General features: G+C 73.0%; 21 protein-coding genes and 1 tRNA gene. 8 read left to right on the forward strand and 14 right to left on the reverse strand.

Annotation, left to right across the window (positions count from 1 at the left end; translation table 11 throughout):
- Positions 1 to 137 precede the first annotated feature (137 nt).
- The gene (rsmI, locus tag ACFY7H_RS18690) at positions 138 to 1,034 is read right to left on the reverse strand and encodes a 16S rRNA (cytidine(1402)-2'-O)-methyltransferase (RefSeq protein ID WP_388939265.1); all 897 of its coding nucleotides are present in this window, start codon (positions 1,032 to 1,034) and stop codon (positions 138 to 140) included.
- A gap of 68 nt (positions 1,035 to 1,102) precedes the next feature.
- Here rsmI and ACFY7H_RS18695 point away from each other — a divergent pair, with 68 nt between their 5' ends.
- From ACFY7H_RS18695 to ACFY7H_RS18705, 3 genes are all read left to right on the forward strand, one after another.
- The gene (locus ACFY7H_RS18695) at positions 1,103 to 2,869 is read left to right on the forward strand and encodes a dolichyl-phosphate-mannose--protein mannosyltransferase (protein ID WP_388939267.1); all 1,767 of its coding nucleotides are present in this window, start codon (positions 1,103 to 1,105) and stop codon (positions 2,867 to 2,869) included.
- A gap of 78 nt (positions 2,870 to 2,947) precedes the next feature.
- Positions 2,948 to 4,585 carry a penicillin-binding transpeptidase domain-containing protein gene (locus tag ACFY7H_RS18700; RefSeq protein WP_388939269.1) on the forward strand — a complete coding sequence of 546 codons (1,638 nt, stop codon included), beginning with the start codon at positions 2,948 to 2,950 and terminating at the stop codon, positions 4,583 to 4,585.
- A gap of 151 nt (positions 4,586 to 4,736) precedes the next feature.
- Entirely contained in the window at positions 4,737 to 5,216 is a 480-nt protein-coding gene (locus ACFY7H_RS18705) for a YbaK/EbsC family protein (RefSeq protein ID WP_388939270.1), read from the forward strand.
- Positions 5,217 to 5,280: 64 nt separating this feature from the next.
- Here the strand turns inward: ACFY7H_RS18705 and ACFY7H_RS18710 are convergent, their stop codons facing one another.
- From ACFY7H_RS18710 to ACFY7H_RS18725, 4 genes are read right to left on the reverse strand one after another with little or no spacing between them, the layout of a single operon-like run.
- Positions 5,281 to 6,444, reverse strand: a complete 1,164-nt coding sequence (locus tag ACFY7H_RS18710; RefSeq protein WP_388939272.1) for a serine hydrolase domain-containing protein — start codon at positions 6,442 to 6,444, stop codon at positions 5,281 to 5,283.
- 58 nt (positions 6,445 to 6,502) lie between these two features.
- Positions 6,503 to 7,306, reverse strand: a complete 804-nt coding sequence (locus tag ACFY7H_RS18715; RefSeq protein ID WP_388939274.1) for an energy-coupling factor ABC transporter ATP-binding protein — start codon at positions 7,304 to 7,306, stop codon at positions 6,503 to 6,505.
- Complete coding sequence (gene cbiQ / locus ACFY7H_RS18720; protein WP_388939276.1) at positions 7,294 to 8,055, reverse strand: cobalt ECF transporter T component CbiQ; 762 nt, start codon at positions 8,053 to 8,055, stop codon at positions 7,294 to 7,296. The genes ACFY7H_RS18715 and cbiQ overlap by 13 nt, the downstream gene beginning before the upstream one ends.
- A 1-nt stretch (position 8,056) precedes the next feature.
- Complete coding sequence (locus tag ACFY7H_RS18725) at positions 8,057 to 9,121, reverse strand: energy-coupling factor ABC transporter permease (protein ID WP_388939277.1); 1,065 nt, start codon at positions 9,119 to 9,121, stop codon at positions 8,057 to 8,059.
- 177 nt (positions 9,122 to 9,298) lie between these two features.
- On the opposite strand from ACFY7H_RS18725, the gene ACFY7H_RS18730 reads away from it, so the two are divergent.
- The gene (locus tag ACFY7H_RS18730; RefSeq protein WP_388939279.1) at positions 9,299 to 9,781 is read left to right on the forward strand and encodes an SsgA family sporulation/cell division regulator; all 483 of its coding nucleotides are present in this window, start codon (positions 9,299 to 9,301) and stop codon (positions 9,779 to 9,781) included.
- 203 nt (positions 9,782 to 9,984) lie between these two features.
- On the opposite strand, the gene ACFY7H_RS18735 is transcribed toward ACFY7H_RS18730, so the two are convergent.
- Both ACFY7H_RS18735 and ACFY7H_RS18740 read right to left on the reverse strand, forming a co-directional pair.
- Positions 9,985 to 12,189, reverse strand: a complete 2,205-nt coding sequence (locus ACFY7H_RS18735; protein ID WP_388939281.1) for an MMPL family transporter — start codon at positions 12,187 to 12,189, stop codon at positions 9,985 to 9,987.
- A gap of 186 nt (positions 12,190 to 12,375) precedes the next feature.
- Complete coding sequence (locus ACFY7H_RS18740) at positions 12,376 to 12,984, reverse strand: TetR/AcrR family transcriptional regulator (protein ID WP_388939282.1); 609 nt, start codon at positions 12,982 to 12,984, stop codon at positions 12,376 to 12,378.
- Positions 12,985 to 13,166: 182 nt separating this feature from the next.
- On the opposite strand from ACFY7H_RS18740, the gene ACFY7H_RS18745 reads away from it, so the two are divergent.
- Positions 13,167 to 16,430, forward strand: coding sequence for a S41 family peptidase (locus ACFY7H_RS18745; RefSeq protein ID WP_388939284.1), 3,264 nt, complete (start codon positions 13,167 to 13,169; stop codon positions 16,428 to 16,430).
- Positions 16,431 to 16,532: 102 nt separating this feature from the next.
- Here the strand turns inward: ACFY7H_RS18745 and ACFY7H_RS18750 are convergent, their stop codons facing one another.
- The 4 genes from ACFY7H_RS18750 to ACFY7H_RS18765 form a co-directional block, all read right to left on the reverse strand.
- Positions 16,533 to 16,733 (reverse strand): hypothetical protein, encoded by a 201-nt coding sequence (locus tag ACFY7H_RS18750; protein ID WP_388939285.1) that lies wholly within the window; start codon positions 16,731 to 16,733, stop codon positions 16,533 to 16,535.
- A 77-nt stretch (positions 16,734 to 16,810) separates the two neighbouring features.
- The gene (locus tag ACFY7H_RS18755; RefSeq protein ID WP_388939287.1) at positions 16,811 to 17,695 is read right to left on the reverse strand and encodes an SDR family oxidoreductase; all 885 of its coding nucleotides are present in this window, start codon (positions 17,693 to 17,695) and stop codon (positions 16,811 to 16,813) included.
- The gene (locus tag ACFY7H_RS18760; RefSeq protein WP_388939289.1) at positions 17,692 to 18,690 is read right to left on the reverse strand and encodes an alpha/beta fold hydrolase; all 999 of its coding nucleotides are present in this window, start codon (positions 18,688 to 18,690) and stop codon (positions 17,692 to 17,694) included. The genes ACFY7H_RS18755 and ACFY7H_RS18760 overlap by 4 nt, the downstream gene beginning before the upstream one ends.
- Entirely contained in the window at positions 18,687 to 20,291 is a 1,605-nt protein-coding gene (locus ACFY7H_RS18765; protein ID WP_388939290.1) for a flavin-containing monooxygenase, read from the reverse strand. The genes ACFY7H_RS18760 and ACFY7H_RS18765 overlap by 4 nt, the downstream gene beginning before the upstream one ends.
- A 202-nt stretch (positions 20,292 to 20,493) precedes the next feature.
- Here ACFY7H_RS18765 and ACFY7H_RS18770 point away from each other — a divergent pair, with 202 nt between their 5' ends.
- Entirely contained in the window at positions 20,494 to 21,270 is a 777-nt protein-coding gene (locus tag ACFY7H_RS18770) for a MerR family transcriptional regulator (RefSeq protein ID WP_388939291.1), read from the forward strand.
- Here the strand turns inward: ACFY7H_RS18770 and ACFY7H_RS18775 are convergent.
- On the reverse strand, positions 21,252 to 22,055 hold the full coding sequence (locus ACFY7H_RS18775; RefSeq protein ID WP_388939293.1) for an exodeoxyribonuclease III: 804 nt from the start codon (positions 22,053 to 22,055) through the stop codon (positions 21,252 to 21,254). The genes ACFY7H_RS18770 and ACFY7H_RS18775 overlap by 19 nt on opposite strands.
- Positions 22,056 to 22,093: 38 nt before the next feature.
- Here ACFY7H_RS18775 and ACFY7H_RS18780 point away from each other — a divergent pair, with 38 nt between their 5' ends.
- A complete protein-coding gene (locus tag ACFY7H_RS18780) occupies positions 22,094 to 22,597 on the forward strand; it encodes a GNAT family N-acetyltransferase (RefSeq protein WP_388939295.1) in 504 nt (167 codons plus the stop codon).
- Between the two features lie 28 nt (positions 22,598 to 22,625).
- Here ACFY7H_RS18780 and ACFY7H_RS18785 read toward each other — a convergent pair whose 3' ends face one another.
- The gene (locus tag ACFY7H_RS18785) at positions 22,626 to 23,942 is read right to left on the reverse strand and encodes a CoA transferase (RefSeq protein WP_388939297.1); all 1,317 of its coding nucleotides are present in this window, start codon (positions 23,940 to 23,942) and stop codon (positions 22,626 to 22,628) included.
- Between the two features lie 263 nt (positions 23,943 to 24,205).
- Between ACFY7H_RS18785 and ACFY7H_RS18790 the strand changes: the two genes are divergently transcribed.
- Positions 24,206 to 24,811 carry a DUF6461 domain-containing protein gene (locus ACFY7H_RS18790; RefSeq protein WP_388939299.1) on the forward strand — a complete coding sequence of 202 codons (606 nt, stop codon included), beginning with the start codon at positions 24,206 to 24,208 and terminating at the stop codon, positions 24,809 to 24,811.
- A gap of 221 nt (positions 24,812 to 25,032) precedes the next feature.
- On the opposite strand, the gene ACFY7H_RS18795 is transcribed toward ACFY7H_RS18790, so the two are convergent.
- Positions 25,033 to 25,106: transfer RNA gene (locus tag ACFY7H_RS18795), tRNA-Ala, on the reverse strand.
- Positions 25,107 to 25,150 lie beyond the last annotated feature (44 nt).

A 25,150-nucleotide genomic window follows, 5' to 3' on the forward strand; every position in this document is an offset into this window, starting at 1 on the left:
GCCATGTCCAGTGGACGCCTCTTCGGGCGGGAGCGCATCAGGCCATGTCCAGTTATGGACTGTCTTTGGCCCAGTCATGCCCAAAGACGCCGGGTGCGCGGTCTGAGCTTTGCTTTTCAGGTTAGCCCTTTACCGGTTCACGGCATCTTCTGTGGCGCGTTCTTTGCCGCCACGACCGCGTCGAAGACCTCGCGCTTGGGTACGCCGGCCTCCGCCGCGACCGCCGCGATGGCCTCCTTGCGGCGCTCGCCGGCCTCCTCGCGCACGCGTACGCGCCGCACCAGCTCCTCGTCGTCCACGTCGCCGGGCGCGGCCGCCGGGGCGCCCTCCACGACGACGGTGATCTCACCGCGCACGCCTTCGGCCGCCCACTCGGCGAGCTCGCCGAGGCCGCCGCGCTTGACCTCCTCGTACGTCTTCGTCAGCTCGCGGCACACGGCCGCCCGTCGGCCGGCGCCGAACACCTCGGCCATGGCCGCCAGGGTGTCGTCGAGCCGGTGCGGCGCCTCGAAGTAGACGAGCGTGCGCCGCTCGCCCTCCACCTCGCGGAGCCGGCCGAGGCGCTCGCCCGCCTTGCGCGGCAGGAAGCCCTCGAAGCAGAAGCGGTCCACGGGCAGCCCGGACAGGGCGAGCGCGGTGAGCACGGCGGACGGGCCGGGCACGGCCGTGACCTTGATGTCCTTCTCGACGGCGGCGGCGACCAGCCGGTAGCCGGGGTCGGAGACCGAGGGCATTCCGGCGTCCGTCACCAGCAGCACCCGCCGGCCGGCCTCCAGCGCCTCGACCAGTTCGGGGGTGCGTGCGGACTCGTTGCCCTCGAAGTACGACAGGACGCGCCCGGTGGTGTGCACGCCGAGCCCCTGGGTGAGCCGGCGCAGCCGCCGGGTGTCCTCGGCGGCGATCACATCGGCCCGCTCCAGTTCGGCCGCGAGCCGGGGCGGGGCGTCGGCGAGATCGCCGATGGGGGTCCCGGCGAGGACGAGTACGCCGTGGGAGGGGGAGGCTTCGGCACCGCGGGGCTGGTCAGCTGTCACCGGCTCATCCTCTCATTGGGGCTCGTGGGGACTGGGGCTCGCACAGGGGCGTTCCCTACGATGACCCGGTGACCAGTACCGCGACGCCGCCGCCCAGCCCCGCGGGGGCCCCGCCCGTCCCGCCGGGCGGAGGCGACTCCGACTACGAGCCGCCCGTGTGGCTGCGCCGCCTGCGCGCGTTCGGCTACGCGCCGGCCGCGCCGGTGACCGATGTCCGCACCCGCCTCGTGCCCCCGTACGCACGCCCCTCCGCACAGCTGTGGACGGCGCTCGGGATCCCCGGGCCGAGCCGGCGGACCTGGCGGCGGGTGATGGCCTGGGCGGGTCCGCTGCTGGTCACGCTGGTGGCGGGGGTGCTGCGGTTCACGCACCTGGGCAGCCCCAAGGCGGTGATATTCGACGAGACGTACTACGCCAAGGACGCGTGGGCCACCATCAAGCAGGGCTACGAAGCCAGCTGGCCCAAGGATGTCGACAAGTCGATTCTGTCGAATCCCGACGCCGTACCGCTCCCCCTGGACCCGGGTTACGTCGTGCACCCGCCCGTCGGCAAATGGGTGATCGGCCTCGGCGAGTGGATGTTCGGCTTCGAACCCTTCGGCTGGCGCTTCATGACGGCGGTGCTCGGCACCCTGTCGGTGCTGATGGTGTGCCGCATCGGCCGGCGCCTGTTCCGCTCCACCTTCCTCGGCTGCCTGGCGGGCGCGCTGCTGGCGGTCGACGGGCTGCACCTGGTGATGAGCCGGACCGCACTGCTCGACCTGGTGCTGATGTTCTTCGTCCTGGCGGCCTTCGGCGCGCTGGTCATCGACCGGGACAAGGCGCGCGCCCGGCTCGCGGCGGCCCTGCCGGTCGACGAGGAGGGCCGCGCCCACCCCGACGCGCGGATCGCGGAGACCCTGCGGCTGGGCCCGCGCCCGTACCGGCTGCTGGCCGGCGTCTGCCTGGGCCTGGCCTTCGGCACCAAGTGGAACGGCCTCGTGGTGCTGGCCTTCTTCGGGATCCTCACCGTGCTGTGGGACGCGGCCGCGCGCCGCACCGCCGGCGCGGGCGCCCCGTACGCGGCGATGCTGCGCCGCGACGCGCTGCCCGGCTTCCTGTCGACGGTGCCGGTGGCGGTCGCCGTGTACGTGGCCTCCTGGACGGGCTGGATCCTCAGCCCCGACAACGGCAAGGGCGGCTACTTCCGCGACTGGGCCGCCAAGAACGACCAGGACAGCGCGCTGTCCTTCCTCCCCGAGTGGCTGCGCAGCCTGTGGCACTACGAGACGGAGGTCTACCGGTTCCACGTGGGCCTGACCTCCGGCCACACCTACGAGTCCAACCCGTGGAGCTGGCTGGTCCTGGGCCGGCCCGTCTCCTACTTCTACGAGTCCCCGGCGCCCGGCACCGACGGCTGCCCCGCGTCCGAGGCGGGCAAGTGCGCGCGCGAGGTACTGGCCCTCGGCACGCCGCTGCTGTGGTGGGCGGGCTGCTTCGCGCTGCTGTACGTGCTGTACCGGTGGTTCTTCCGCCGGGACTGGCGCGCGGGAGCGATCGCGTGCGCGCTCGGCGCCGGCCTGCTGCCCTGGTTCAACTACCAGGAGCGGACCATCTTCTACTTCTACGCGGTGGTCTTCGTCCCGTACCTGTGCCTGGCGGTGGCGATGATGATCGGCGCCATGCTCGGCCCGGCGGGTTCCTCGGAGCGCCGACGGGCGGTGGGCGCGATCGGCGCGGGCGTCCTCGTCCTGCTCATCATCTGGAACTTCATCTATTTCTGGCCGATCTACACCGGCCAGACCCTGCCGATGGACTCGTGGCGTGGCCGGATGTGGCTGGATACCTGGATCTGACCGATACCGACAGGTAAGGTCCCTTCCCTATGTTCTTTGAACACGTTCAGAGGACGGGGGCTCCTGGGGAGGGGACGCATGAACGGGGCGGCGAAAGGTGCCATCGTCGGCGGGGTGTTCCTCGCGATGGTCGGCGGAACGGCGTACGGGGTGTACACCCTGGTCGGGGAGAGCGGCGACCAGGGCGGCGGTACGCGGACCAGCGCGGCGCCCGCCGAGACGGCGAGCGGACCGGTCACCGGCAAGGAGGCCGCCGCCACCGCGCGGGCCTTCCTCGCCGCGTGGGCGGCCGGCGACGACCGCACGGCCGCCGAGCTCACCACCGACGCACAGGCCGCGCGGACCGCGGTGGCCGACTACCGGGCCAAGGCGATGGTGACCAAGGCCGTCATCACCCCCGGCACCGCGGACGGCACCACCGTGCCGTTCAGGGTCGAGGCCGAAATCGGCTACGGGGGCACGACCAAGCCCCTCGCGTACGACTCGCGGCTGACGGTCGTACGCGGCGTCAGCGACGGCAGACCGCTCGTCGACTGGCAGCCCTCCGTCATCCACCCGCAGCTCCAGAAGGACGAGAAGCTGCGCGCCGGCACCCCGGCCAGCCCACCGGTCAAGGCGGTCGACCGCAACGGCAAGGAGCTGACGGCCGAGCAGTACCCGTCGCTGCGGCCGGTGCTGGACGCGCTGCGCAAGACGTACGGGGAAAAGACCGGCGGCACGCCCGGCGTCGAGCTGTGGATCGAACCCGCCGCCCAGGACGCGCCCAGGCGGAGCCTGCTGACGCTGGTGGAGGGCCGGCCCGGGGAGATCCGGACCGTGCTGGACGCCGATGTGCAGGCGGCGGCCGAGAAGGCGGTGGCCCAGCACGCCGAGGCCTCGGTCGTCGCCGTCCAGCCGAGCACCGGCGACATCCTGGCGGTGGCCAACCACCGCAGGGACGGCTTCAACGCGGCGATGCAGGGCCGGCGGGCACCCGGCTCGACGATGAAGATCGTGACGGCGGCGATGCTGCTGGAGAAGGGCCTGGTGGCGGCGGACCGCCCGGCGGACTGCGCGCCGAGCGTGTCGTGGGACGGCAAGCCCTTCCGGAACCTGGACGGCTTCTCGCTCAAGGGGCAGCCCTTCTCGACCAGTTTCGCCAAGTCCTGCAACACCGCCTTCATCGGCCTGATCGACGAGGTCGGCGACAACGGCGCGCTGCCGAGGGTGGCCAAGGAGGCCTTCGGCATCGGGCTGGACTGGAAGACCGGCATCCCGTCGCAGGACGGCAGCGTGCCGGTGACCTCCGGTGCGGCGGCGGCCGCCGAGTACATCGGCCAGGGGCCCGTCCTGATGAACCCCCTGAACATGGCCTCGATCACGGCGACCGCCCGGACCGGGGTGTTCCGTCAGCCGGTGCTGGTCAAGGCCTCGCTGGACGGCCGCACCCTGGCCTCCGCCCCGCGGTCGCTGGCGCCCGGGGTGTCGGCGCAGCTGGTGCGGATGATGAAGCAGGCGGCCGCCCCCGGCGGCACCGCGGCGGGCGCCATGTCCGCGGTCGGCGGCTCCGACAAGGGTGCGAAGACCGGCTCGGCGGAGGTCGACGGCGCGGCGGCTCCGGACAGCTGGTTCACGGGCTTCCGGGGTGACGTGGCGGCGGCCGCGATGGTCGAGGGAGGCGGCCACGGCGGCGACAGCGCGGGCCCCGTCGTCGCGACCGTGCTGAACGCGTCCTGACAGGGGGCGGAGGCGGGGCGGGCGGGCCGGTCCGGGGGCTGCGGGCCGGCGGCGTGTCGGGCCAGGGCGCGCGGGGAGCAGCGAACCGCCGGTGGGCAGCGCCGGGTAAAACGCCTCGCCCGCGACCCCCGCGCGGCGCTAGCGTCCCGGCATGACGACCACCACCGCGCACCCCCTGTTCGCCCGGGCCCTCACCGAGCTGGGCCTCGACCTCGACGTCCGCTCCTTCCCCGAAGGGACCCGTACGGCCGCCGACGCCGCCGCCGCGATCGGCTGCGAGCTCAGTCAGATCGTGAAGTCGCTGGTCTTCGCGGCGGACGGCGTCCCGGTGCTGGTCCTCATGGACGGCGCCTCCCGGGTCGACGTCGAGGCCGTACGGCGTCAACTCGGCGCCGCGAAAGTCACCCGCGCCGACGCCGCGCTGGTCCGCGAGACCACCGGCTACGCCATCGGCGGCGTCCCGCCCTTCGGCCACCGCACCCGCACCCGGGTGCTGGCCGACCGGTCGCTGCTGGAGCACGACGTGGTCTGGGCGGCGGCCGGCACCCCGCACACCGTGTTCCCCATGCCCCCGAAGGAGCTCATCGGGCACGCCGCGGCCGCGCTGGCCGACGTACGCGAGACCGCCTGACCGCTGCCGCGCCGGCGCGGGTGACTTTCGTGGCGCCGAGTTGACGCCGCGCCGGCCGACGGCGTCAGAGGCAGGACCTCAGCGCCCGCACCAGCGCCTGCGCGCGCGGGTCGGCGGTGACCGACTTGGCGTGCGCGTTGGTCACGTAGCCGAAGCCGATCCCCGCCTCCGGGTCCGCGAAGGCCAGTGACCCGCCGCGTCCCGGATGGCCGAAGGAGGCCGGCGACAGCAGCGGCGACGCCGGGCCGTGCAGCATGTAGCCCGGGCCGAAGCGGGTGTTCACGACCAGCACCCGGTCGGGCCCGGACGCGAACTCCGTGCCGGCCAGCGCGGTGGTGGCCGGGGTGAAGATCCGCGCCCCGTCCTCCACCACGCCGATGGTCGCCGCGTAGAAGCGGGCCAGGGCGCGCGCCGTGCCGATGCCGGCGGAACCGGGCAGTTCGGCCGCCTGGTAGACGGGGTCGTTCTCGTCCGGCAGGGGGGCGATGGCGGCGAAGGCGCGCCGTGTGAGGGAGTCCGGGTCGGCGTACGCCTCGGAAACGTTCCTTCGCGGCCGGGTCTTGAGCAGGCCCGCGCCGGGCGGCGGCTCGACCGGTGCCACCCGGCCCACCCGCGCCGCCTCGCCCTCCGGCAGGCCTATCCAGAAGTCCAGCCCCAGCGGCTCTGCGATCTCCTCGGCGAGGATCCCGCCGACGGTACGGCCCGTCGCCCGCAGCACCAGCTCGGACACCAGCCAGCTGAAGGTCTGCGCGTGGTAGCCGTGCTCGCAACCGGGCTCCCAGAAGGCCTGCTGCGCGGCGACCGCACGCGCCCCGCTCACCCCGTCGACGGCCTGCGCCGTGGTCAGGCCCCGCTCCAGCGCGGGGACACCGGCCTGGTGGGCCAGCAGGTGGCGGACCAGCGCCTTCCCCTTGCCGCCCGCCTCGAACTCGGGCCAGTACGAGCCCACCGGCGCGTCCAGGTCCAGCAGTCCGCGCTGGTGCAGCAGCAGCGGGACGGCGGCGGCGACGCCCTTGGTGGCGGAGCGCACGATCGTGGCGGTGTCCTCGGTCCAGGGTCCGGCGGCATCGCCGTCGGCGTCCTTCGTGCCGCCCCACAGGTCGACGACCTTGCGGCCGTCCCGGTACACGGCCACGGCCGCGCCCCGGTCCCCGAGGACCTCGAAATTACGCGCGAAGGCGTCTCTGACGGGCTCGAAGCCCCCGGTCACCACACCCTGGATGTTCACGAGCAGACCAACAATCGCCGTACCCCTCTTATGCCACGTCCGGACCAGCGGCCTCCGCTTACCCGGCGGCAACCGACCTCGGGTCGAAACCGAACGGCAGCTCGAGGCGGTGCCGCCGCATCAGCGCGTCGTCGCACAGCAGGTCCCTCGTACGCCCGTCGGCGGCGATGACCCCCTCGCTGAGGATCACCGAGCGGGGGCAGAGCTCCAGCGCGTAGGGCAGGTCGTGGGTGACCATCAGGACGGTGACGTCCAGCGAGCGCAGGATGTCGGCGAGCTCGCGCCGCGAGGCCGGGTCCAGGTTGGAGGAGGGCTCGTCCAGTACGAGGATCTCCGGCCGCATCGCCAGTACGGTCGCCACCGCCACCCGGCGCCGCTGGCCGAAGGACAGGTGGTGCGGGGGCCGGTCGGCGAAGGCCGCCATGCCGACCAGGTCGAGCGCCTCGCGGACCCGTTCCTCCAGTTCCGCGCCCCGCAGCCCGGCCGCGGCCGGGCCGAAGGCGACGTCCTCGCGCACGGTCGGCATGAACAGCTGGTCGTCGGGGTCCTGGAAGACGATGCCGACCCGGCGCCGGATCTCGGCGAGGTTCCGCTTCTCCACCGGCAGCCCGGCCACGGTCACCGAACCGACCCCGCCGCCCAGGATGCCGTTGAGGTGCAGCACGAGGGTGGTCTTGCCCGCCCCGTTGGGGCCGAGCAGCGCCACCCGCTCCCCGCGGCCGACGGTGAGGTCGACCCCGAAGAGGGCCTGGTGCCCGTCCGGGTAGGCGTACGCGACCCCGGACACCTCCAGGGACGGCGCGCCGGAACCGGCGGGAGGAACGGAAGAAGCGGGGGCGGAAGGAGACGTCACAGCGTCCATCCCATCAGACAGACGGCGAGCGCCGTCACCGGGAGCACGGCCGCGTACGCCCACTGGGCGCGCGTGGCCGTGACGTCGTCGATCACCGGCATGGAGCCGGCGTAGCCGCGGCTGACCATCGCGAGGTAGACCCGCTCGCCGCGTTCGTAGGAGCGGATGAAGAGGGCGCCGGCCGTCTTGGCGAGCACCCCCCAGTGCCGGACGCCGCGCGCCTCGAACCCGCGCGAGCGCCGGGCGATCGACATGCGGCGCAGCTCGTCGGTGATGACGTCGCCGTACCGGATCATGAAGGAGGCGATCTGCACCAGCAGCGGCGGCAGCTTCAGCCGCTGGAGCCCCAGCAGCAGCGCGCGCAGTTCGGTGGTGGAGGCGAGCAGTACGGAGGCGGCCACGCCGAGGGTGCCCTTGGCCAGGACGTTCCAGGCACCCCAGAGGCCGGAGACGCTCAGGGACATCCCGAGGACCTCCACCCGCTCGCCCTGCGACACGAAGGGCATGAGCACCGCGAAGAGGACGAACGGCACCTCGATCAGCATCCGCCGCAGCAGGAAGCCCGCGGGGATCCGGGCCGCCGCCGCGACGCCGGCGACGAGGACCGCGTACCCGGCGAAGGCCCACATGGCCTCGCGCGGGGTGGACACGACGACCACCACGAACGCGAACGTCGCGGCGATCTTGCAGTGCGGCGGCAGCTCGTGCACGGGCGAGTGCCCGTGCCGGTAGAGCTTGTGCGCGTGCCCGGCACCCATGTCAGGGGGCCGAGGGGGCGGCCGTGGAAGTCGCGGTCAGGTCCCGCGCGCGGCGGCGGCGCACGGTCCAGAAGACACCGGTGCCGACGGCGACGGTCGTGCCGACGCCGATGACGCCCGCGAGGCCGCCGGACAGCCGTGCGTCGGAGACGTCCTTGACGCTGTAGTCGGCGAGCGGGGAGCCGGCGGCGGCGTGCTCCTCGACCTTGCTGTCGATGCCCTGGTCGGCGGCGACCTTCTCCAGGCCGTCGGGGCTGGCGGAGGCGTAGAAGGAGACGAAGCCGGCCAGGACGAGGGCGGTGGCCAGGCCGGTCAGCCACAGCGTGCGGGTGGAGCGGGAGGCGTCTTCGGCGGGCGCGGCGGCGGCGGGCGCGGGGGCGTCGACCAGCTCACCGCCGACGCGCAGCTTCAGCGGCGTGGTCAGCCGGCGCGCGCCGTGCACCAGGTCGGGGCGTACGGCGATCACGGCGCCGACGGTCGCGGCGGTGATGGCGGCCTCGCCGATGCCGATGAGGACGTGGACGCCGACCATGGCGGTGACGACCTTGCCGATCGGGACGTCGGTGGTGCCGCCCAGCGCGTAGAGGGCGGCGAAGGCGGCGGCCGCGGCGGGGACGGAGAGCAGGGCACCGGCGAACGCGGCGACGGTCACCGGGCGGCGGCCGGCGGGCAGCAGCTTCAGGAGCCCGCGGAAGACGGCGTACGCGACGACGACGGTGACCACCGACATGGTGAGGACGTTGACCCCGAGCGCGGTCAGGCCGCCGTCGGCGAAGAGGATGCCCTGCATCAGCAGGACGACGGAGACGCACAGCACACCCGTGTACGGGCCGACGAGTATGGCGGCGAGGGCCCCTCCGAGGAGGTGTCCGCTGGTGCCGGCGGCGACCGGGAAGTTCAGCATCTGCACGGCGAAGATGAAGGCGGCGACGAGCCCGGCCAGCGGGGCGGTGCGTTCGTCGAGCTCGCGGCGGGCGCCGCGCAGGCTGACCGCGACGGCCGCGGCGGCCGCTACTCCTGCGGCAACCGAGACGGGTGTGTTGATGAATCCGTCGGGCACATGCATGGAGAAGCTCCGCTTCCTCTTTCTCGCACAAGTCTTTAACCGTTCAAGAGTAGTGCCCAGTTGCAAACGGTTGGCAAGAGCAGGCAGGTCACAAATAGATCCGTGCGCTTTCGTGGGAATGTGCGAGGCTGGACGGACAAACGGACGCAAATGTTCCGATTTAGAGGAGTCTTGTCGATGTCAGCCACCGCCGAGAATCCACCAGCACCCTCCGGCCCGACCGCGGGCACCGCCTCCGCCGCGACGGCGACCGTGACCGCCACGCCGACGGGGACGTCCACCGCGACGGCCACCGCGACCGCGGCCGGCACCGCCGTCGAGGAGCGGGTGCGGGCCCGCGTGATCACCGACGACCCCCTCTACCGGGCCATTCCGGTGGCCCTGCGCTTCACCGCCGCGGAGCCGCTGGCCGTGCGCGTGGTCTTCCCGGCCGAGCTGTCCCCCGAGGACACCGACAACGAGTGGGTCTTCCCCCTCGCCCTCCTGGAGGCCGGCCTGCTCGCCCCGTCCGGTAGCGGGGACGTACGCGTCTGGCCGTGCGGGCGCGTACAGGTGGTGGTCGAGTTCCATTCGCCGGAGGGGGTCGCCGTCCTCCAGTTCGACAGCGCCGCGCTCCGCCGCTTCCTGCGCCACACGTACGCCACCACCCGGACGGCGTAGCGGAACGCCACCGGCCCCGCACCTGGGTGTTCCAGATGCGGGGCCGGTGTTCTGCGGGTGTGGGTTTCCGGGCCCGAAGTTGACCCGTCCGGTTGACGTAGCCGGGCCCGGCCGGTTGACGCGGCCGGGCCCGGCCGGACGAGCCGGCCAGGTGACCCCGGCGGTCGGCCCGGGCCGGCTCAGCCGCCGGCCCGGGCCTCCGCTCAGGCGTCGACGAGCTCGCGCCGCTTGTCGGGGTCGCCCGGCGAGCCGGCTCCCGACTCGCCGAGGTGCTTGCGCAGGCTCTCGCCCTCCACGTCCACGTCGGGCAGGATCCGGTCGAGCCACTTCGGCAGCCACCAGGCCCTGTGCCCCAGCAGCGCCAGCACCGCCGGAACGATGGCCATGCGGACCACGAAGGCGTCGAAGAGGACGGCCACGGCCAGGCCGAAGCCGATCATCTTCACCATCGAGTCGTTGGCGCCGAGGAAGCCGGAGAAGACGGCGATCATGATGACGGCGGCGGCCACCACCACCCGGGCGCTGTACTGGAAGCCGGTCACCACGGCCTGGCCCGGACGCTCGCCGTGGACGTACGCCTCACGCATGCGGGTGACCAGGAAGACCTCGTAGTCCATGGCGAGACCGAAGACCACGCCCACCATGAAGATCGGCATCATCGACATGATCGGCCCGGTCTGCTCCACGCCGAAGAGCGAGCCCAGCCAGCCCCACTGGAAGACCGCGACGACCGCGCCGAGGGCGGCGACGACCGACAGCAGGAACCCGAGGGCCGCCTTGAGCGGCACCAGGATCGAGCGGAAGACCAGCATCAGCAGCAGGAAGGCGAGGCCGACGACGAGCGCCAGGTAGGGCAGCAGCGCGTCGTTCATCTTCTGCGAGAAGTCGATGTTCATCGCGGTCTGACCGCTGACGAGCACGTCCTTGCCGTTGCCCTCGCGGATCGAGTGGACCAGGTCCTCGGTCTCGGTGGAGGAGGGCCGGTCCTTCGGGATCACGCTGACGATCGCGGCGTCCTTGGCCTGGTTCTGGAGCGGGGGCATCACGGCCGCCACCCCGTCCAGGCCCTTGATCCGTTCGGCGGTGCGGTCGGCCAGCGCCTTGTCGCCGTCGACGACCACCATCAGCGGGCCGTTGAAACCGGGGCCGAAGCCCTCGGACAGCATGTCGTACGCCTTGCGCTGGCTGGTGGAGACCGGCTTGGAGCCGTCGTCCGGCAGGCCCATCTCCAGCTTGCTCGCCGGGACCGCGATGACGCCGAGGCCGATGACACCGGCCAGCAGCACCACGACCGGGCGGCGCAGCACGAAGCGGGCCCAGCGGGTGCCGCCGTTGGCCTTGGGCTCGGCGTCGGCCGGACGGCCCTTGCCGAACAGCCTGCTCTTCTGGCCGGCCGGGAGCACCTTCCTGCCCGCGAAGCCCAGGATCGCCGGAACCAGCGTCAGGGCGACGAGCACCGCGATGACCACCGTCCCGGCGGCGGCGACACCCATCTTCGTCAGCATCGGGATGTTGACGACGGCCAGGCCCACCAGGGCGATGACGACGGTCAGACCGGCGAACACCACGGCGGAGCCGGCGGTTCCGGCGGCGCGGCCGGCGGCCTCGTCGCGCTCACGGCCCTCGGCGAGCTCCACGCGGTAGCGGGAGACTATGAAGAGCGCGTAGTCGATTCCGACCGCGAGGCCGATCATCATCGCCAGGGTGGAGGTGGTGGAGCCGAGGTCGAGGACGCTGGCGAGCGCGGTGATCGAGGAGACGCCGATGCCGACGCCGATCAGCGCCGTCAGCAGCGGCAGGCCGGCCGCGATCAGCGAGCCGAAGGTGATGACGAGGACGATCCCGGCGACCATGATGCCGATGGCCTCGCCGGAGCCCGTTTCGGGAGCCTCCATCAGCGCGTCGCCACCGATCTCCACCTGGAGGCCGGCCTTCTGGGCGGCATGGCCCGAGTCCTTCAGGGCCTCTCGGGTGTCGTCCTTCAGCTCCATGCCGCTGACCTTGTACTTCACGCTGACGTAGGTGGTGGAGCCGTCCTGGCTCACCGCCTTCGTCTGGTACGGGTCGTCGACGGAGGCGATCTGGGCGGCGCCGGCGCCGCTCTTCAGGCCGGAGATCAGCTTCTCGACCTCGGCCTTGGGAGCCGGGTCGGTGACCTTGGCGCCCGCCGGGGCCTTGACGACGATGCGGGCGGTCGCGCCGTCGGCGGACATGCCCGGGAACTTCTCGTCCAGCAGGTCGAAGGCCTTCTGGGCCTCCGTGCCGGGTATGGAGAACGAGCCGGAGGTGGGCGCGGGGGCCGTCGCGGCGCCGAAGCCCGCGGCGAACAGCAGCGCCACCCATACGAGGGCGACCAGGCCGCGGCGCCTGAAGGCACCGCGCCCGAGCCGGTAGAGGAAGGTTGCCACGTCGTGGTTCTCCCGATTCAGGTCGTGGGATGGATCCGGGACGGATCTGGGCGTGGAAAGCCGGCCCGACGACGAGAGCGGCGTGTCAGGAGCAGCAGGAAGGACGTTCTGTACTTCTGTGGAGCTGTACTTCACGGAACCGTGGGGCCGGGTAGCCGGCCCCGGGCGAAGTACCCGGGCGGGACGTCAGACGCCGAGGGCGGGGAAGACCACGGCGTCGATGAACTGGCCGAGGAAGGTCCGGTCGACGGACCGGTCCTCGATCAGCGGGAGCGCGATGAACGCCCCGATGAGCACGTGCGGTACGAAGTCCAGCGCCGGACAGTCCGGCCGGATCTCGCCCCGCTCCACGGCGCGCTGGAGCATCACGTGGAGACCGTTGATCTCCGGGTCGACCAGCAGGTCGCGCAGTGCCCGGTGCAGCTCCGGACTCTCGTGGACCGCATGGGCCAGGCCCCGCATCAGCGCGGTGTCCTTGGCCATCTGCGCGTCGTCGGAGCACTCGACCATCTTCGCGAAGTCCCCGCGCAGGCTGCCCGTGTCGATCTCCCGGAGGGAGACCGGCTGGGTGCACCGCAGGGCCTTGGCGACCAGCTCCGGCTTGCTCCCCCACTGGCGGTAGAGGGTGGCCTTGCTGGACTTCGTACGGGCGGCGACCGCGTCCATGGTCAGCGCCTCGTAACCGACCTCGCGCAGGAGGTCGAGGACCGCCCCGTGGAGTTCGGCTTCCCGTTCGGGGGTGATCCGGCTACGCCGGGCCGACATCACGTCGCCCACCCGGCAGCTTGCCTTCATCGCGTCCACCTCCGAACGAAACGGTTCCGTACTCCAGAGACTACCTCCATGGGCTAACGAAACGAAACCGTTCCGTTTCGTTATGGGCGTGGCGTGGGTCACCCCGCGCCTCACCCGCACGGGTGGCGACCGCGTCACCTGTACGAGTTGCCGGGCCCCCCTGGCGCGGAAAGCATGGGGGGGTGAGTCACGACGTCGCGTACCTCCGCTTCCCGCACCTCCACGACGACCTGCTGTGTTTCGCCACCGAAGACGACCTCTGGGTCGCCCCGCTGGTCCCCGAGGGCCAGACCCCCGGCCGGGCCTGGCGCCTCACCGTGGACCGCACCCGGGTCGGGCACCCGCGCTTCTCCCCGGACGGACGGCACATCGCCTTCACCACCTGGCGCAGCCTCGACCCCGAGATCCACCTCGCCCCCGTCGACGGCGGTCCGGCCCGCCGGCTCACCCACTGGGGCTCCACCGACACCCGGGTCTGCGGCTGGGACCCGGACGGCAACGTCCTGGTCGTCTCCTCGCACGGGCAGCCCTTCTCCTACTACTCCTGGGCCTACAAACTGCCGACCGACGGCAGCCCGGGCGGCCGTCTCCCCTGGGGCCCGGTCTCCGACATCCAGGTGCTCGACGTCGACGGCGAGCACCGCAGCCTGCTGCTGACCGGCAAGCCCCCGCACGAACCCGCCGCCTGGAAGCGCTACCGGGGAGGCGCCACCGGCCGGCTGTGGCTGCACGGGCAGCGGCTCCTGGAGGACATCGAGGGGCACCTCGAAGCACCGATGTTCGTGGACGGCAGGATCGCCTTCCTCTCCGACCACGAGGGCATCGGCAACCTCTACTCCTGCCTGCCCGACGGCACCGGCCTGCGCCGCCACACCGACCACGACGAGTTCTACGCCCGGCACGCCTCCAGCGACGGCTCACGCGTGGTCTACCAGTGCGCGGGCGACATCTGGCTCGTCGACTCCCTCGCCGAGGGAGCCTTCCCGCGGAAGCTCCCGGTCCGGCTCGGCGGCCCGCGCGCGGGGCGGCGTACGTACCAGGTGCCAGCCGCCAGCAACGTCGACTCGCTATCCGTGGACACCACCGGGCGGGCCAGCGCCGTCGTCGTACGCGGCAGCCTGTACTGGCTCACCCACCGCGACGGGCCGGCCCGCACCATCGCCGACACCCCGGGCGTACGGGTACGGCTGCCCGAGATGCTCGGCAGCAGCGGGCAGGTCGCCTACGTCACCGACGCCGAGGGCGAGGACGCGATCGAGATCGCCTACCTCCCGCGCGCCTCCGGCGACCGCGAGCCGCGCCGGCTGGCCTCCGGCGAGCTGGGCCGCGTCACGGAGCTGGTCTCGGATCCCGACGGGGAGCGGCTCGCCATCGCCTCCCACGACGGGCGGCTGCTGCTGCTCGACGCCACGGAGGAGTCCAACGGGGAGGTCACCGAACTCATCCGGTCCATCAACGGCCCCGTCACCGACCTCGCCTTCTCCCCCGACGGCTGCTGGCTGACCTGGTCCCACCCGGGCATCGGACGCTCCCTGCGGCAGATCAAGATGGCGAAGATCTCCGGCCCCGGCGCGCGCGTCGTCGTCGACGTCACCAACGGCCGCTTCGAGGACGAGAACCCGGTCTTCACCCGCGACGGCCGTTACCTCGCCTTCCTGTCCTGGCGCGGCTTCGACCCGGTGTACGACGTGCACACCGGCGACCTGTCCTTCCCGCTGGGCTGCCGCCCCTACCTGGTGCCGCTCTCCTCCGCCACCCCGTCCCCCTTCGCCTTCTCCCCCGACGGGCGGCCCGCGGCCGGCGGGCTCGATCCGGTCGAGGGCGAGTCCGGGGAGGGCGACGGCACGGTCACGGTGGAGGTCGAGGGCCTCGAGAACCGGGTCACGCCCTTCCCCGTCTCCGCGTCGAAGTACTCGGCCCTCCACCCGGTGCACGGCGGCGGACTGGTCTGGCTGCGCTGGCCCATCTCGGGCGCGCTCGGCGAGACCTTCGCCAACCCGGCCGACACCAGCGGCAAGCCCACGCTGGAGCACTTCGACATGACCAAGGCCCGCAAGAGCGAACTGGCCTCCGGACTGGACTGGTTCGCGGCCAGCGGCGACGGCACCCGTCTCGTCGTCAACGACGACGGCGACCTGCGCGCCGTCCCGGCGACCGAGTCGGGCGACGGCGACTCCACCGTCTACCTCGACCTGCGGCGCATCCTGCACGAGGTGGACCCGGCGGCCGAATGGCGCCAGGCCTTCGAGGAGGCCGGCCGCATCATCCGGGCCTACTTCTGGGAACCGAAGATGTGCGGGATCGACTGGGACGGCGTACTGCGCCAGTACCGCCCCCTCGTCGAACGAGTCGCCTCCCCCGACGAGTTCGCCGACCTGCTGCGCGAGGTGCTCGGCGAACTCGGCACCTCGCACGCCTACGTCTCCCCCGCCCGCCGCAACGAGGGGCCGCCCCACTATCAGCGGGCCATCGGGCTGCTCGGCGCCAACTTCGTGCACCGGCAGGAGGGCTGGGTGGTCAAGCGGATCCTGCCCGGCGAGTCCTCCGACTCCAAGGCCCGCTCCCCGCTCGCGGGCACCGGCATCCGCGAGGGCGCGGTCCTCACCCACGTCGACGGCCGCCCCGTGGACCCGGTCGCCGGCCCCTATCCGCTGCTGTCGGCGGCCGGCGGCACGACCGTCGAGCTCACCTTCCAGCCCGCCGAGGGCGAGGGCCGGGCCCGGCGGGTGGCGGTCGTACCGCTCATCGACGAACGGCCGCTGCGCTACCAGGACTGGGTGTCCAAACGCCGCGCGGTGGTCCGCGAGGTCAGCGGCGGGCGCTGCGGCTACCTGCACATCCCCGACATGGGCGGTTCGGGCTGGGCGCAGTTCAACCGCGACCTGCGCATGGAGATGTCCCGGCCCGCCCTGATCGTGGACGTACGCGGCAACGCGGGCGGGCACATCAGCGAACTGGTGGTGGAGAAGCTCACCCGTTCGATCCTCGGCTGGGACCTGACGCGCAACGCCCAGCCCGTCTCGTACGCGTCCAACGCGCCGCGCGGGCCGATCGTGGCCCTGGCCGACGAGGCGACCTCCTCCGACGGGGACATGATCACCGCCGCGTTCAAGCTGCTGGGCCTCGGCCCGGTGGTGGGCCAGCGCACCTGGGGCGGGGTCGTCGGGATGACCGGCCGGCACACCCTGGGCGACGGGACGGTGATCACGGTCCCGATGAACGCCGCCTGGTTCCCGGAGTACGGCTGGTCGGTGGAGAACCACGGCGTGGAGCCCGACCTGGCGATCCTGCGCACCCCGCTCGACTGGGCGGAGGGGCGGCACGCGCAGCTGGACGACGCCGTGCACCTGGCGCTGGAGCTGCTGGAGCAGGACCCCGCCGCCGTGCCGCCCGGTTACACCGACGTACCGGACCGGCGGCGTCCGAAGCTGCCGCCGCGGGAGTAGGCGCGGGCGGCGGCGCGCGGCACGCGGAAGGGGCGTGATCCGGACTCCGGATCACGCCCCTCGGCGACGTGCGGGGTGGTTCAGCGGTTCAGTTCCGGCGGTTCAGGTCCGGTCGTCGAGCTCGTCCTTGATGCCGTCGTGCGACTGCGACTGCGGCTTCGACCGCGAGCTCGAACCCGTGTCCTTCTTCTGCCTCGCCTTGGCGGTGCGCTCGGCCATCTCGTCCTTCACGCCCTGCCCGGCCTTCTCTGCCCGGTCCCTGATCTCGTTCGCCTTGTCCTGGAACTGGTCCTTGATACCCATGCTTTTTCACTCCGTACGGGGTGTCGGTGGTTGGGCCTCGACCAGACTGACACGAGGGGACAAAGCACGCATTTCGATCAGCGGTGCCGGGAGCGCTCCTGTTCGTCGGCCGCCCCGCCCGCCCCGACGAGCCCCGTGGCGACCTCGCCGAGCCTCGGTTCGACGCGCTTCATCTCCCGCGCGCCGGCCGCCGCGATGACCGCCGGCAGGTAGCCGCGGACGCCCTGCATCCCGCGCAGCCACCACTGCGCGTACACGTGCGCCGAGCGGCGTTCGACGCCGGCCACGAGCCGGTCGACCGCCGGGCCCAGCGGATAGGTGCGGTTCGAGGGCCACGGCAGCCGCCGGCGCAGGTCGCGCATGACCTCGTCCTGGTCGGCGCCGCGCACCATGTCGGTGTCGGTCCAGGAGAGGTAGCCGACGCCCACCTTGACCCCCTTGTAGCCGACTTCGGCGCGCAGGCTGTGCGCGAAGGCCTCGACGCCGGATTTGGAGGCGCAGTACGCCGTCATCATCGGCGCCGGGGTGATCGCGGCCAGCGAGGCGATCTGGAGGAAGTAGCCGCGGCTCGCCATGAGTACGGGCAGGAAGGCGCGGGCGGTGACGGCACCGCCGATCAGGTTGACCTCGATGACGCGGCGCCAGGCCACGGGGTCGGAGTCCCCGAACGGCCCGCCGGCGGCGACTCCGGCGTTGGCGACGACGATGTCGACTTTCCCGAAGCGTTCCTTGACCTCCCGCGCGACGCGGGCCATGGCCTCGTGGTCGGTGACGTCGGCGTGCCAGTGGTCGCTGTCGGTGTGCAGCCGTTCGGAGACCCGCTTGAGCGCCTCCGGCTCCAGCCCCACCAGGGCGACCTTGGCACCGCGCGCGGACAGCTTGCGGGCGAGCAGCTCGCCGACCCCGCGGGCGGCGCCCGTGACGACGGCGACCTGGCCTTCCAGACTCCTGCGAGCGCTCACGCGGTCTTCTCCTTCTCTGCGGCGGATGCGGCGAACGGACCGGGGCCGGTGCGGGAGTGACCGGGAGCCGCGGCGAGGTGACCGGGAGCGGCCGTGCCGAGGTACCGGTCCGTCAGCTCCCGCAGGACGCCGGTGACGGCCTCGGGCGCCTCGACGGGGGTCATGTGCCCCGTGCCGGTGAGTTCGGTGAGGCCCACGCAGTGCGGCAGCGCCGCCGCGAGCCGCCGGGCCTGCGCCACCGGGGTGAGCCGGTCGTCCCTGCCCCCGATGACGGCGGTCGGTACGGTGAGCCGGGCCAGTGCGGCGTCCAGGTCCAGCCCCGCCAGCACCTCGGACCAGGCGTGGCGCACCCCGGCAGGGCAGGCGTGGACGATGCGGGCGCAGGCCTCCACCCGGTCGGGCGCGGTCCCGGCGCCCATGGTCGCGTACTTGAGCACGGCGCGGGCGACCGGCGTGACGGGGCCGAGCGGGGCGCGCGAGGCGAGCACCGCGCGGGTGGCGCGGGTCCTCGCGCGCCCGGCGCGCAGCGGCAGTACGGTCGCCTCCGCGACCAGCCGCGAGCTCCCGGTGCTGCACAGCAGGGCGGCCGCGGCGTGCTCGGTGAACTCGGGGCGGCCGGCGGCTGCCATGACGGTCATGCCGCCCATGGAGTGCCCGGCGACCACGGCCCGTTCCCCGGGGGCGAGGGCGGCCTTCAGCACGGCGGCCAGGTCGTCGGCGAGGGCGGTGGTGCTGTGGTCGGTGGCCGCCGGGCTGCGGCCGTGGCCCCGCTGGTCGTAGGCGATGACCCGGTGGTCGCGGGCCAGGTCGCGGATCTGTGCCGCCCAGAAGGCGGTGGAGCAGGTCCAGCCGTGGGAGAGCACGACCGCCGGGGCCCCTGCCTCCCCGTGCACCTCCACGTGCAGCCGTGCCCCGTCGGCGGATACGGCGACCAGCTCGCGGGCGGCGGCCGGGGGCGCGTACCGGCCGGTGGTGACGTGCCCGGGCCGGCTCACGCGGCTCCCTCCGCGGCGGGGGCGGCCGCCGGGGAGACGGGGGCCGGGGAGACGGAGGCGGGGGCCGCGGAGGCCGCGGCGCGGCCGCGCTCGCGCGCGCGTACGACCTCGTACTCCGACAGGTCGACCGTGCGCGTCTCGCGCCGGAACTCGCCCGTCGTCCCCGGCCAGACCGTGGTGTTGCGGCCCTGGGAGTCCAGGTACCAGCTGGTGCAGCCGCCGGTGTTCCACACCGTCCGCTCCATCCGCGCCTGGACGCGCCGGTTCCACTGGTTGACGGCGGACGGGCGGGCCGCGAGGGCGGTGCGCCCGCCCGGGCCGTTCCCTTCGAGGAGGGAGAGCTGGCGCAGGTAGTCCGCCATGTAGTTCAGCTGGGACTCGATCATCAGGATCATCGAGCTGTTGCCGAGGCCGGTGTTCGGTCCGATGATCGTCATCCAGTTGGGGAAGCCGGCCGCTGTCGCCCCGCGCAGCGCCTGCATCCCGTCCTTCCAGGAGTCCGCGAGGGTCTGCCCGTCGGCCCCCACCACCCGGTCGGCGATCGGCATGTCCGTGACGTGGAAGCCGGTGCCGAAGACGATCGCGTCCACCTCGGTCTCGGTCCCGTCGGCGGCGACGAGCACCGAACCCCGGATCTCCTTGAGCCCGGAGGCGACCACGTCCACGTCGGGCCGCGCCAGCGCCGGGTAGTACTCGCTGGAGAGCAGGATCCGCTTGCACCCGATCCGGTAGGAGGGCGTGAGCCTGGCCCGCAGCGCCGGGTCCTTGACGGAGCGCGCCATGTTGGCCTTGGCGAGGGATTCGATCAGCCCGAGCTGGTTCGGCCGCTTCGTGAAGGCGCTGACCTGGATCTCGCGAATGCCCCACAGCAGCCCGCGGCGGGCCGCCTGGGTGAAGGGCAGTTGCCGGTGCAGCCAGCGCTCGGCGGTGCTGATGGCGCGGTCGGTGCGCGGCAGCACCCACGGCGGGGTGCGCTGGAAGAGCGTCAGGCGGGCCGTCCGGGGGGCGATGGCCGGCACGATCTGGATCGCGGAGGCGCCCGTACCGATCACCGCGACGCGCTTGCCGCTCAGGTCGTAGTCGTGGTCCCAGCGCGCGGAGTGGAAGACCTTGCCGGGGAATTCGGCGAGCCCGGGGACCTCGGGCATCTTCGGGTCGGACAGCGGTCCGGTCGCCGACACCACGACGTCGGCGGTCAGCCCGCCCGCGGACGTCTCGATCTCCCAGCGCAGCTCCTGCGCGTCCCAGCGCATCATCAGGACCTCGTGACCGAGCCGAATGTGCCGGCGCAGCCCGAAGGTGTCGGCGACGTGCTCCAGGTATGCGCGGATGGCGGGCTGCCCGGAGAAGGTCCGCGGCCAGTCCGGGTTGGGCGCGAAGGAGAAGGAGTACAGGTGGGAGGGCACGTCGCAGGCGCACCCGGGGTAGCTGTTGTCGCGCCAGGTGCCGCCGACGGAGTCGGCCCGTTCCAGTACGACGAAGTCGGTGATCCCCTCGCGCCGCAGCCGCACGGCCGCGCCGAGCCCGCCGAAGCCGGACCCGATCACCGCCACGCGTACGTGCTCACGCCCCCCGCCGGCCGTCCTGCCCTTGCCGCCCATGCCCGCCGCCTTCCGCACCGCAATCCGAACCGCAACGTTGCCAGCAATCACTGGCGCAATCGGGAGAGTAGAGCAGCCCCGTACCCATGGGTAGGGGTCGCGCCCGGAAAGTTACCGCGAGTACGGCGCGGCGGCGCCCCCATGGAACGGCCGCGCCATGATCCGCGGGACCGATCCGCGGGACAACCCCTAGGCTGCGCGTGTGGAGAGACCGGCGACGAGAGAGGCGGAGCCCGCCGTGGAGCGCGAGTACCGGACGGAGGAACTGGCCGAGGCGGCCGGCATTCCGTTGCGCACCCTGCGCTTCTACCGCGAGCGCAAGCTGCTCCCGCCGCCGCGCCGCGAGGGCCGCATCGCCTGGTACGACGACCAGCACCTGGCCCGGCTGCGCACCATCGCCGCCCTGCTCGAACGCGGCCACACCCTCGGCGGCATCGCCGAACTGACCGCCGCCTTCGAGAAGGGCCGCGACGTCGGCCAGCTCGGCGAGCTGCTCGGCATCGGCTGGTCGGAGGAGACCCCGGTCAGGCTCTCGCCCGAGGCCCTGGCCGACTACTTCGAGGGCGAGGTCACCCCGGAGAACCTGGCGGCCTCCCTCGACCTCGGGTACCTCGCCACCGACGGCGAGGAGATCGTGCACGTCAGCCGGCGCCTGCTGGACGTCTCCTCGGCCCTGGTCCGCGAGGGCGTACCGCTGTCGGCGGTACTGGAGACGGGCCGCCGGGTCCGCGAGCACGCCGACGCGATGGCGGAGCTGTTCACCGAGCTGATCTCCGCCCACATCGGGCGGGACGCCGTGGCGCGGCTGCGCCCGCTGGCGAAGAGCGTGGTCGAGGCGGAGCTGACGATGGCGATGGACCGCCTGCACCAGCAGTCCCCTCCGGCCCCCGAGCCACCCCAGACGCCCGAGAGCCCCCAGACGCCCGAGGCACCCCAGGCCCCTCAGACCCCTCAGGCCCCTCAGACCCCGAGCTCGTAGACCACCGTCACCGGCGCATGGTCCGACCAGCGCTCGGGGTGCGTCTCGGCCCGCTCGACGAAGGCCTTCACGGCCTTCGCGGCCAGCCCCGGGCTCGCCACCTGGAGGTCGATGCGCCAGCCGGCGTCGTTGTCGAAGGCCCGCCCCCGGTAGGACCACCACGAGTACGGCCCCTCCGTCTCCGGGTGCAGCTCGCGCACGACGTCGACGTACCCGGCCTCCGCGTACACCTTCCCCAGCCACTCCCGCTCCTCGGGCAGGAAGCCCGCGTTCTTGCGGTTGGTCTTCCAGTTCTTGAGGTCGGCCTCGCGGTGGCAGATGTTCCAGTCCCCGCACACCACGACCTCCCGCCCGTCGGCGGCGGCCCTCGCCCTCAGCGCCCGGAGGTAGGCGGCGAACTCCTCCATGAACCGGTACTTCTCGTCCTGCTTCGCGGTGCCGGCCTCCCCGGACGGCAGGTACAGGCTGGCGACGGTGACGCCGGGCAGGTCGACCTCCACGTACCGCCCGCTCGCGTCGAACTCGTCGCTCCCGAATCCCACCCGCACCCGTTCCGGTGCCCGCCGCGTGTACAGGGCGACGCCGGCCCGCCCCTTGACGGCGGCCGGCGCGAACACGGTGTGCCAGCCCTCGGGGTCCCTGGCCTCCGCGGGAATCTGCGCCTCCTCGGCCCGCACCTCCTGCAGGCACACGACGTCGGCGTCGGATCCGGCGAGCCACTCCACGAAGCCCTTCTTGGCGGCGGCGCGGATCCCATTCACATTCACGGTGGTCACGGTGAGCATCCCTGCACCATAGCGGGATGGATCCGTACGATATTCGAATGTCTCACGGTATAAACATCCGCGCCGTGCCGTACGACCACCCGGACGCGGCGGAGCTCGACGCCCAGGTCCAGGTGGAGTACCAGCAGCGCTACGACGGCGAGGGCGACGCCACCTTCCTCGACCCGGCGATGTTCGTCCCGCCCAACGGCCTCTACCTGATCGCCTACGACGCCTCCGGCGCCCCGGTGGCCAGCGGCGCCTGGCGCAGCCAGGACAAGAACGAAGAGGGCTACTCGGACGGCGACGCCGAGGTCAAGCGCATGTACGTGGTCCCGCGGGCCCGCGGCCTGGGACTGGCCCGCCGCATCCTGGCGGAGCTGGAGGCCAACGCCCTGGCGGCGGGCCGCAGCCGCATGGTCCTGGAGACCGGAGACCAGCAGCCGGAGGCCATCGCCCTCTACCTCTCGTCGGGCTACAGCATGTCCGAGAAGTTCGGCTACTACCGCTTCTACGAGTCCAGCCGCTGCATGACGAAGCCGCTGCCGGCCGCCGCCTCCTGAACCGCCCCCGCGGGGCCGTGCCGACGGGTCAGCGGCGGAGCCAGGCGGCTTCGTCCGCACCCCACCGGGACGGCCCCCGCACCCAGTCCCCGAACGGGCTCGCCGCGTACCGCAGCCTCCCGTATGCGGAATCCGCCTCGCGCAGCCACGGCTCCGCCGAGTGGCCCGGCGCCCCCGCCCCCGCGGCGGGAACCTCCCGCACCAGCCACGACGCCGTCCCCGCCAGCGAGAACCGCAGCGCGCGGCCGCCGCCCTCCGCCAGCGCCCGCAGCACGCCCGCGGCCACCAGGTACCCGGTGCCGTGGTCCAGGGCCTGCGCCGGCAGCACCCCCGGGGCACCGTCCTCCCCCGCGCACCGGGCGGCGACCCCGTACCCGGCCTGCACCAGCGAGTCGAAGCCGCGGCGGCCCGCCCACGCCCCGCGCCACCCCCACGCGCACAGCTCGGCCACCACCAGCCCCGGCCGGCGCTCCAGCAGCTCGCGCGCTCCCAGCCCGAACCGCTCCAGCGCCCCGGGCCGGTACCCCGTCACCACCACATCGGCCGTGTCGAGGAGGCCCTCGAGCACGGCCCGATCCGCCGCGCCGGCGAGGTCCAGCAGCGCGGAACGCTTCCCGAAGCCGGTGTCCGCGTACGCGTCGTCCGCCTCGGGCAGCCCCGGGGAGTCGATCCGCAGCACGTCGGCGCCCAGCAGCCCCAGCGTCCGCGTCGCGACGGGCCCCGCGATGACCCGGGTCAGGTCCAGCACCCGCACCCCGGACGCGGGCGGCCCGGCCGGCGCCGGCAGCCGGCCGCGCGCGGGCCCCCGTACCCACTCGACCAGCGGCTGCGGCTCCCCGTACTCCCGCGCGACCGCGACGGCGAGCCCGCCCTCGGCGTAGACCGCTTCCTGCGCCTCCACCGCGCTCCGCCCCGCGAGCGCCTCCCGCACCGCCTCCGGGGTCCGGGGCACGCCGAGCGCCCGCACCAGGGCGGCCTCGTGGTGCGGGTAGTTGGCGTGGGTCCGCACCCACCCGTCGGCCGCCCGCCAGAACCCCGACAGCGGCGCGAAGCTCACCGGCGCCCTGCCCTCCACCCGCAGGTGCCGCTCGCTGACGAACGCCGTGGCCACGGCCCCCTCGTCCACCACGACCGGAGCCGCGTCGAGCGCCGTGCCCCCGGCCCGTACGGCGGCCAGCTCGGCCGCCGCCAGCCCGCACACCCCCACGCAGGCCCGCGCCAACTCCCGCACCGGCAGCGGCCCCTCCAGCCCGCCCGGCCCCCGGAAACGCACCCGCCCGGCCAACTCCCCGTCCCCGCCCAACGCTTCCCACGCCTGCGCGACGGCCCCATCCACATCCACCATGCCCCCATTGTCCCGACGCCCCCTCCCGCAGGGTCCGCCGCGTCACGGGTTGCCGTTCGAGCGGCTGCGGCACGCAGGGTGGCGTGGTCGGCGAGGGGAGTACGGAAATGACACGGGGGCAGTGGGGCTGCGCGGCCGCCCCGGTGGCCCCGGCCTGGCCACGGGCGTACTCGGCGCGGCGCTGACCAGCCGCTCCAGAGACCGGGGAAGGCCGCTTCCCCCCTGGCCCGCCGCTGTCAGACGCAGCAGCGAGGATGGTCGGCATGACGAAGACCGGAGCGGACTACGCATGGTTCGAAAGCGACTTTCCCGACCTTGCCGAGGCGTACTGCTTCACCCTGGTACGGGGCCTGTCGCCCGCTGAGCTGACGGCCCGGCTCGAAGGACGACCGGAAGCTCCCCTGCGGGGCATAGCCGCCGTCACCGACGCCGCTTTTGCCCAGTACGACCTGGAGGACGGCGCCCGTCAGCTGGTCGCCATGACGACCGTGGGCCTCTGGACGCTCCTGGTCGAACCCAACGGCTACCTCGGAGTCACCGAAGACCGGGTGCTGCCGGCCTCGGCCGGGACGAGCTGGATCTCTCACTTCGTCAACGTCAACGCCGTCGGCACCTTCCTCTGGGCGGAGGACCAGGTCCTGCGGCTGTGCTTCGACCCCATGTTCCCGGAGGACCGGTGGGGCGCCGCACCGGACGAGTTCCTCGACGTCATGGAACGGATCGGCTTCCACTTCGAGGACGGGTCTGCGGAAACGGATCTGTCCTCACCGGCGGCGTTCGCTCTGGCGGAGCACCTGACCGGCGTGGCCGTCACTCCGGCCCTGCTCCAGAACACGACCTTCACCTGCGCCACGGTCCAGGTCCGGTGACATGCCGGAGGTCGTCCACCGGTCGTCTGCTCGGCGTCGGCTGCCCGGCCGTGCGACGCGTCGCTGCGGCCGAGGCCGAGGGTTACTTGAATCACGACCGGGACGGGCGATCGGACGACACCGTCGCGAACACACCCCGGAAACGCCGAGATCCCGCCCCGCCTTTCGGCGGAACGGGATCTCGAGACGATTCCTGAGAGCTACTCAAGAACTGTCGTTTGTGGACCTGTGGGGATTTGAACCCCAGACCCCCTCGATGCGAACGAGGTGCGCTACCAGACTGCGCCACAGGCCCTTGCGACGTGTGAAACATTAGCATCCCCGCGCGGGTGCTCCAAA

The sequence above is a fragment of the Streptomyces sp. NPDC012794 genome, from assembly GCF_042901085.1.
Taxonomy (GTDB): Bacteria; Actinomycetota; Actinomycetes; order Streptomycetales; family Streptomycetaceae; genus Streptomyces.

Excerpts from the sequence above, each read along its gene's own strand:
- ACFY7H_RS18700 (WP_388939269.1), top strand. The coding sequence starts at position 2,948 with ATGAACGGGGCGGCGAAAGGTGCCATCGTCGGCGGGGTGTTCCTCGCG.
- ACFY7H_RS18705 (WP_388939270.1), top strand. The coding sequence starts at position 4,737 with ATGACGACCACCACCGCGCACCCCCTGTTCGCCCGGGCCCTCACCGAG.
- ACFY7H_RS18715 (WP_388939274.1), bottom strand. The coding sequence starts at position 7,306 with ATGGACGCTGTGACGTCTCCTTCCGCCCCCGCTTCTTCCGTTCCTCCC.
- cbiQ (WP_388939276.1), bottom strand. The coding sequence starts at position 8,055 with ATGGGTGCCGGGCACGCGCACAAGCTCTACCGGCACGGGCACTCGCCC.
- ACFY7H_RS18725 (WP_388939277.1), bottom strand. The coding sequence starts at position 9,121 with ATGCATGTGCCCGACGGATTCATCAACACACCCGTCTCGGTTGCCGCA.
- ACFY7H_RS18730 (WP_388939279.1), top strand. The coding sequence starts at position 9,299 with ATGTCAGCCACCGCCGAGAATCCACCAGCACCCTCCGGCCCGACCGCG.
- ACFY7H_RS18740 (WP_388939282.1), bottom strand. The coding sequence starts at position 12,984 with ATGAAGGCAAGCTGCCGGGTGGGCGACGTGATGTCGGCCCGGCGTAGC.
- ACFY7H_RS18750 (WP_388939285.1), bottom strand. The coding sequence starts at position 16,733 with ATGGGTATCAAGGACCAGTTCCAGGACAAGGCGAACGAGATCAGGGAC.
- ACFY7H_RS18765 (WP_388939290.1), bottom strand. The coding sequence starts at position 20,291 with ATGGGCGGCAAGGGCAGGACGGCCGGCGGGGGGCGTGAGCACGTACGC.
- ACFY7H_RS18775 (WP_388939293.1), bottom strand. The coding sequence starts at position 22,055 with ATGCTCACCGTGACCACCGTGAATGTGAATGGGATCCGCGCCGCCGCC.
- ACFY7H_RS18780 (WP_388939295.1), top strand. The coding sequence starts at position 22,094 with ATGTCTCACGGTATAAACATCCGCGCCGTGCCGTACGACCACCCGGAC.
- ACFY7H_RS18785 (WP_388939297.1), bottom strand. The coding sequence starts at position 23,942 with ATGGTGGATGTGGATGGGGCCGTCGCGCAGGCGTGGGAAGCGTTGGGC.
- ACFY7H_RS18790 (WP_388939299.1), top strand. The coding sequence starts at position 24,206 with ATGACGAAGACCGGAGCGGACTACGCATGGTTCGAAAGCGACTTTCCC.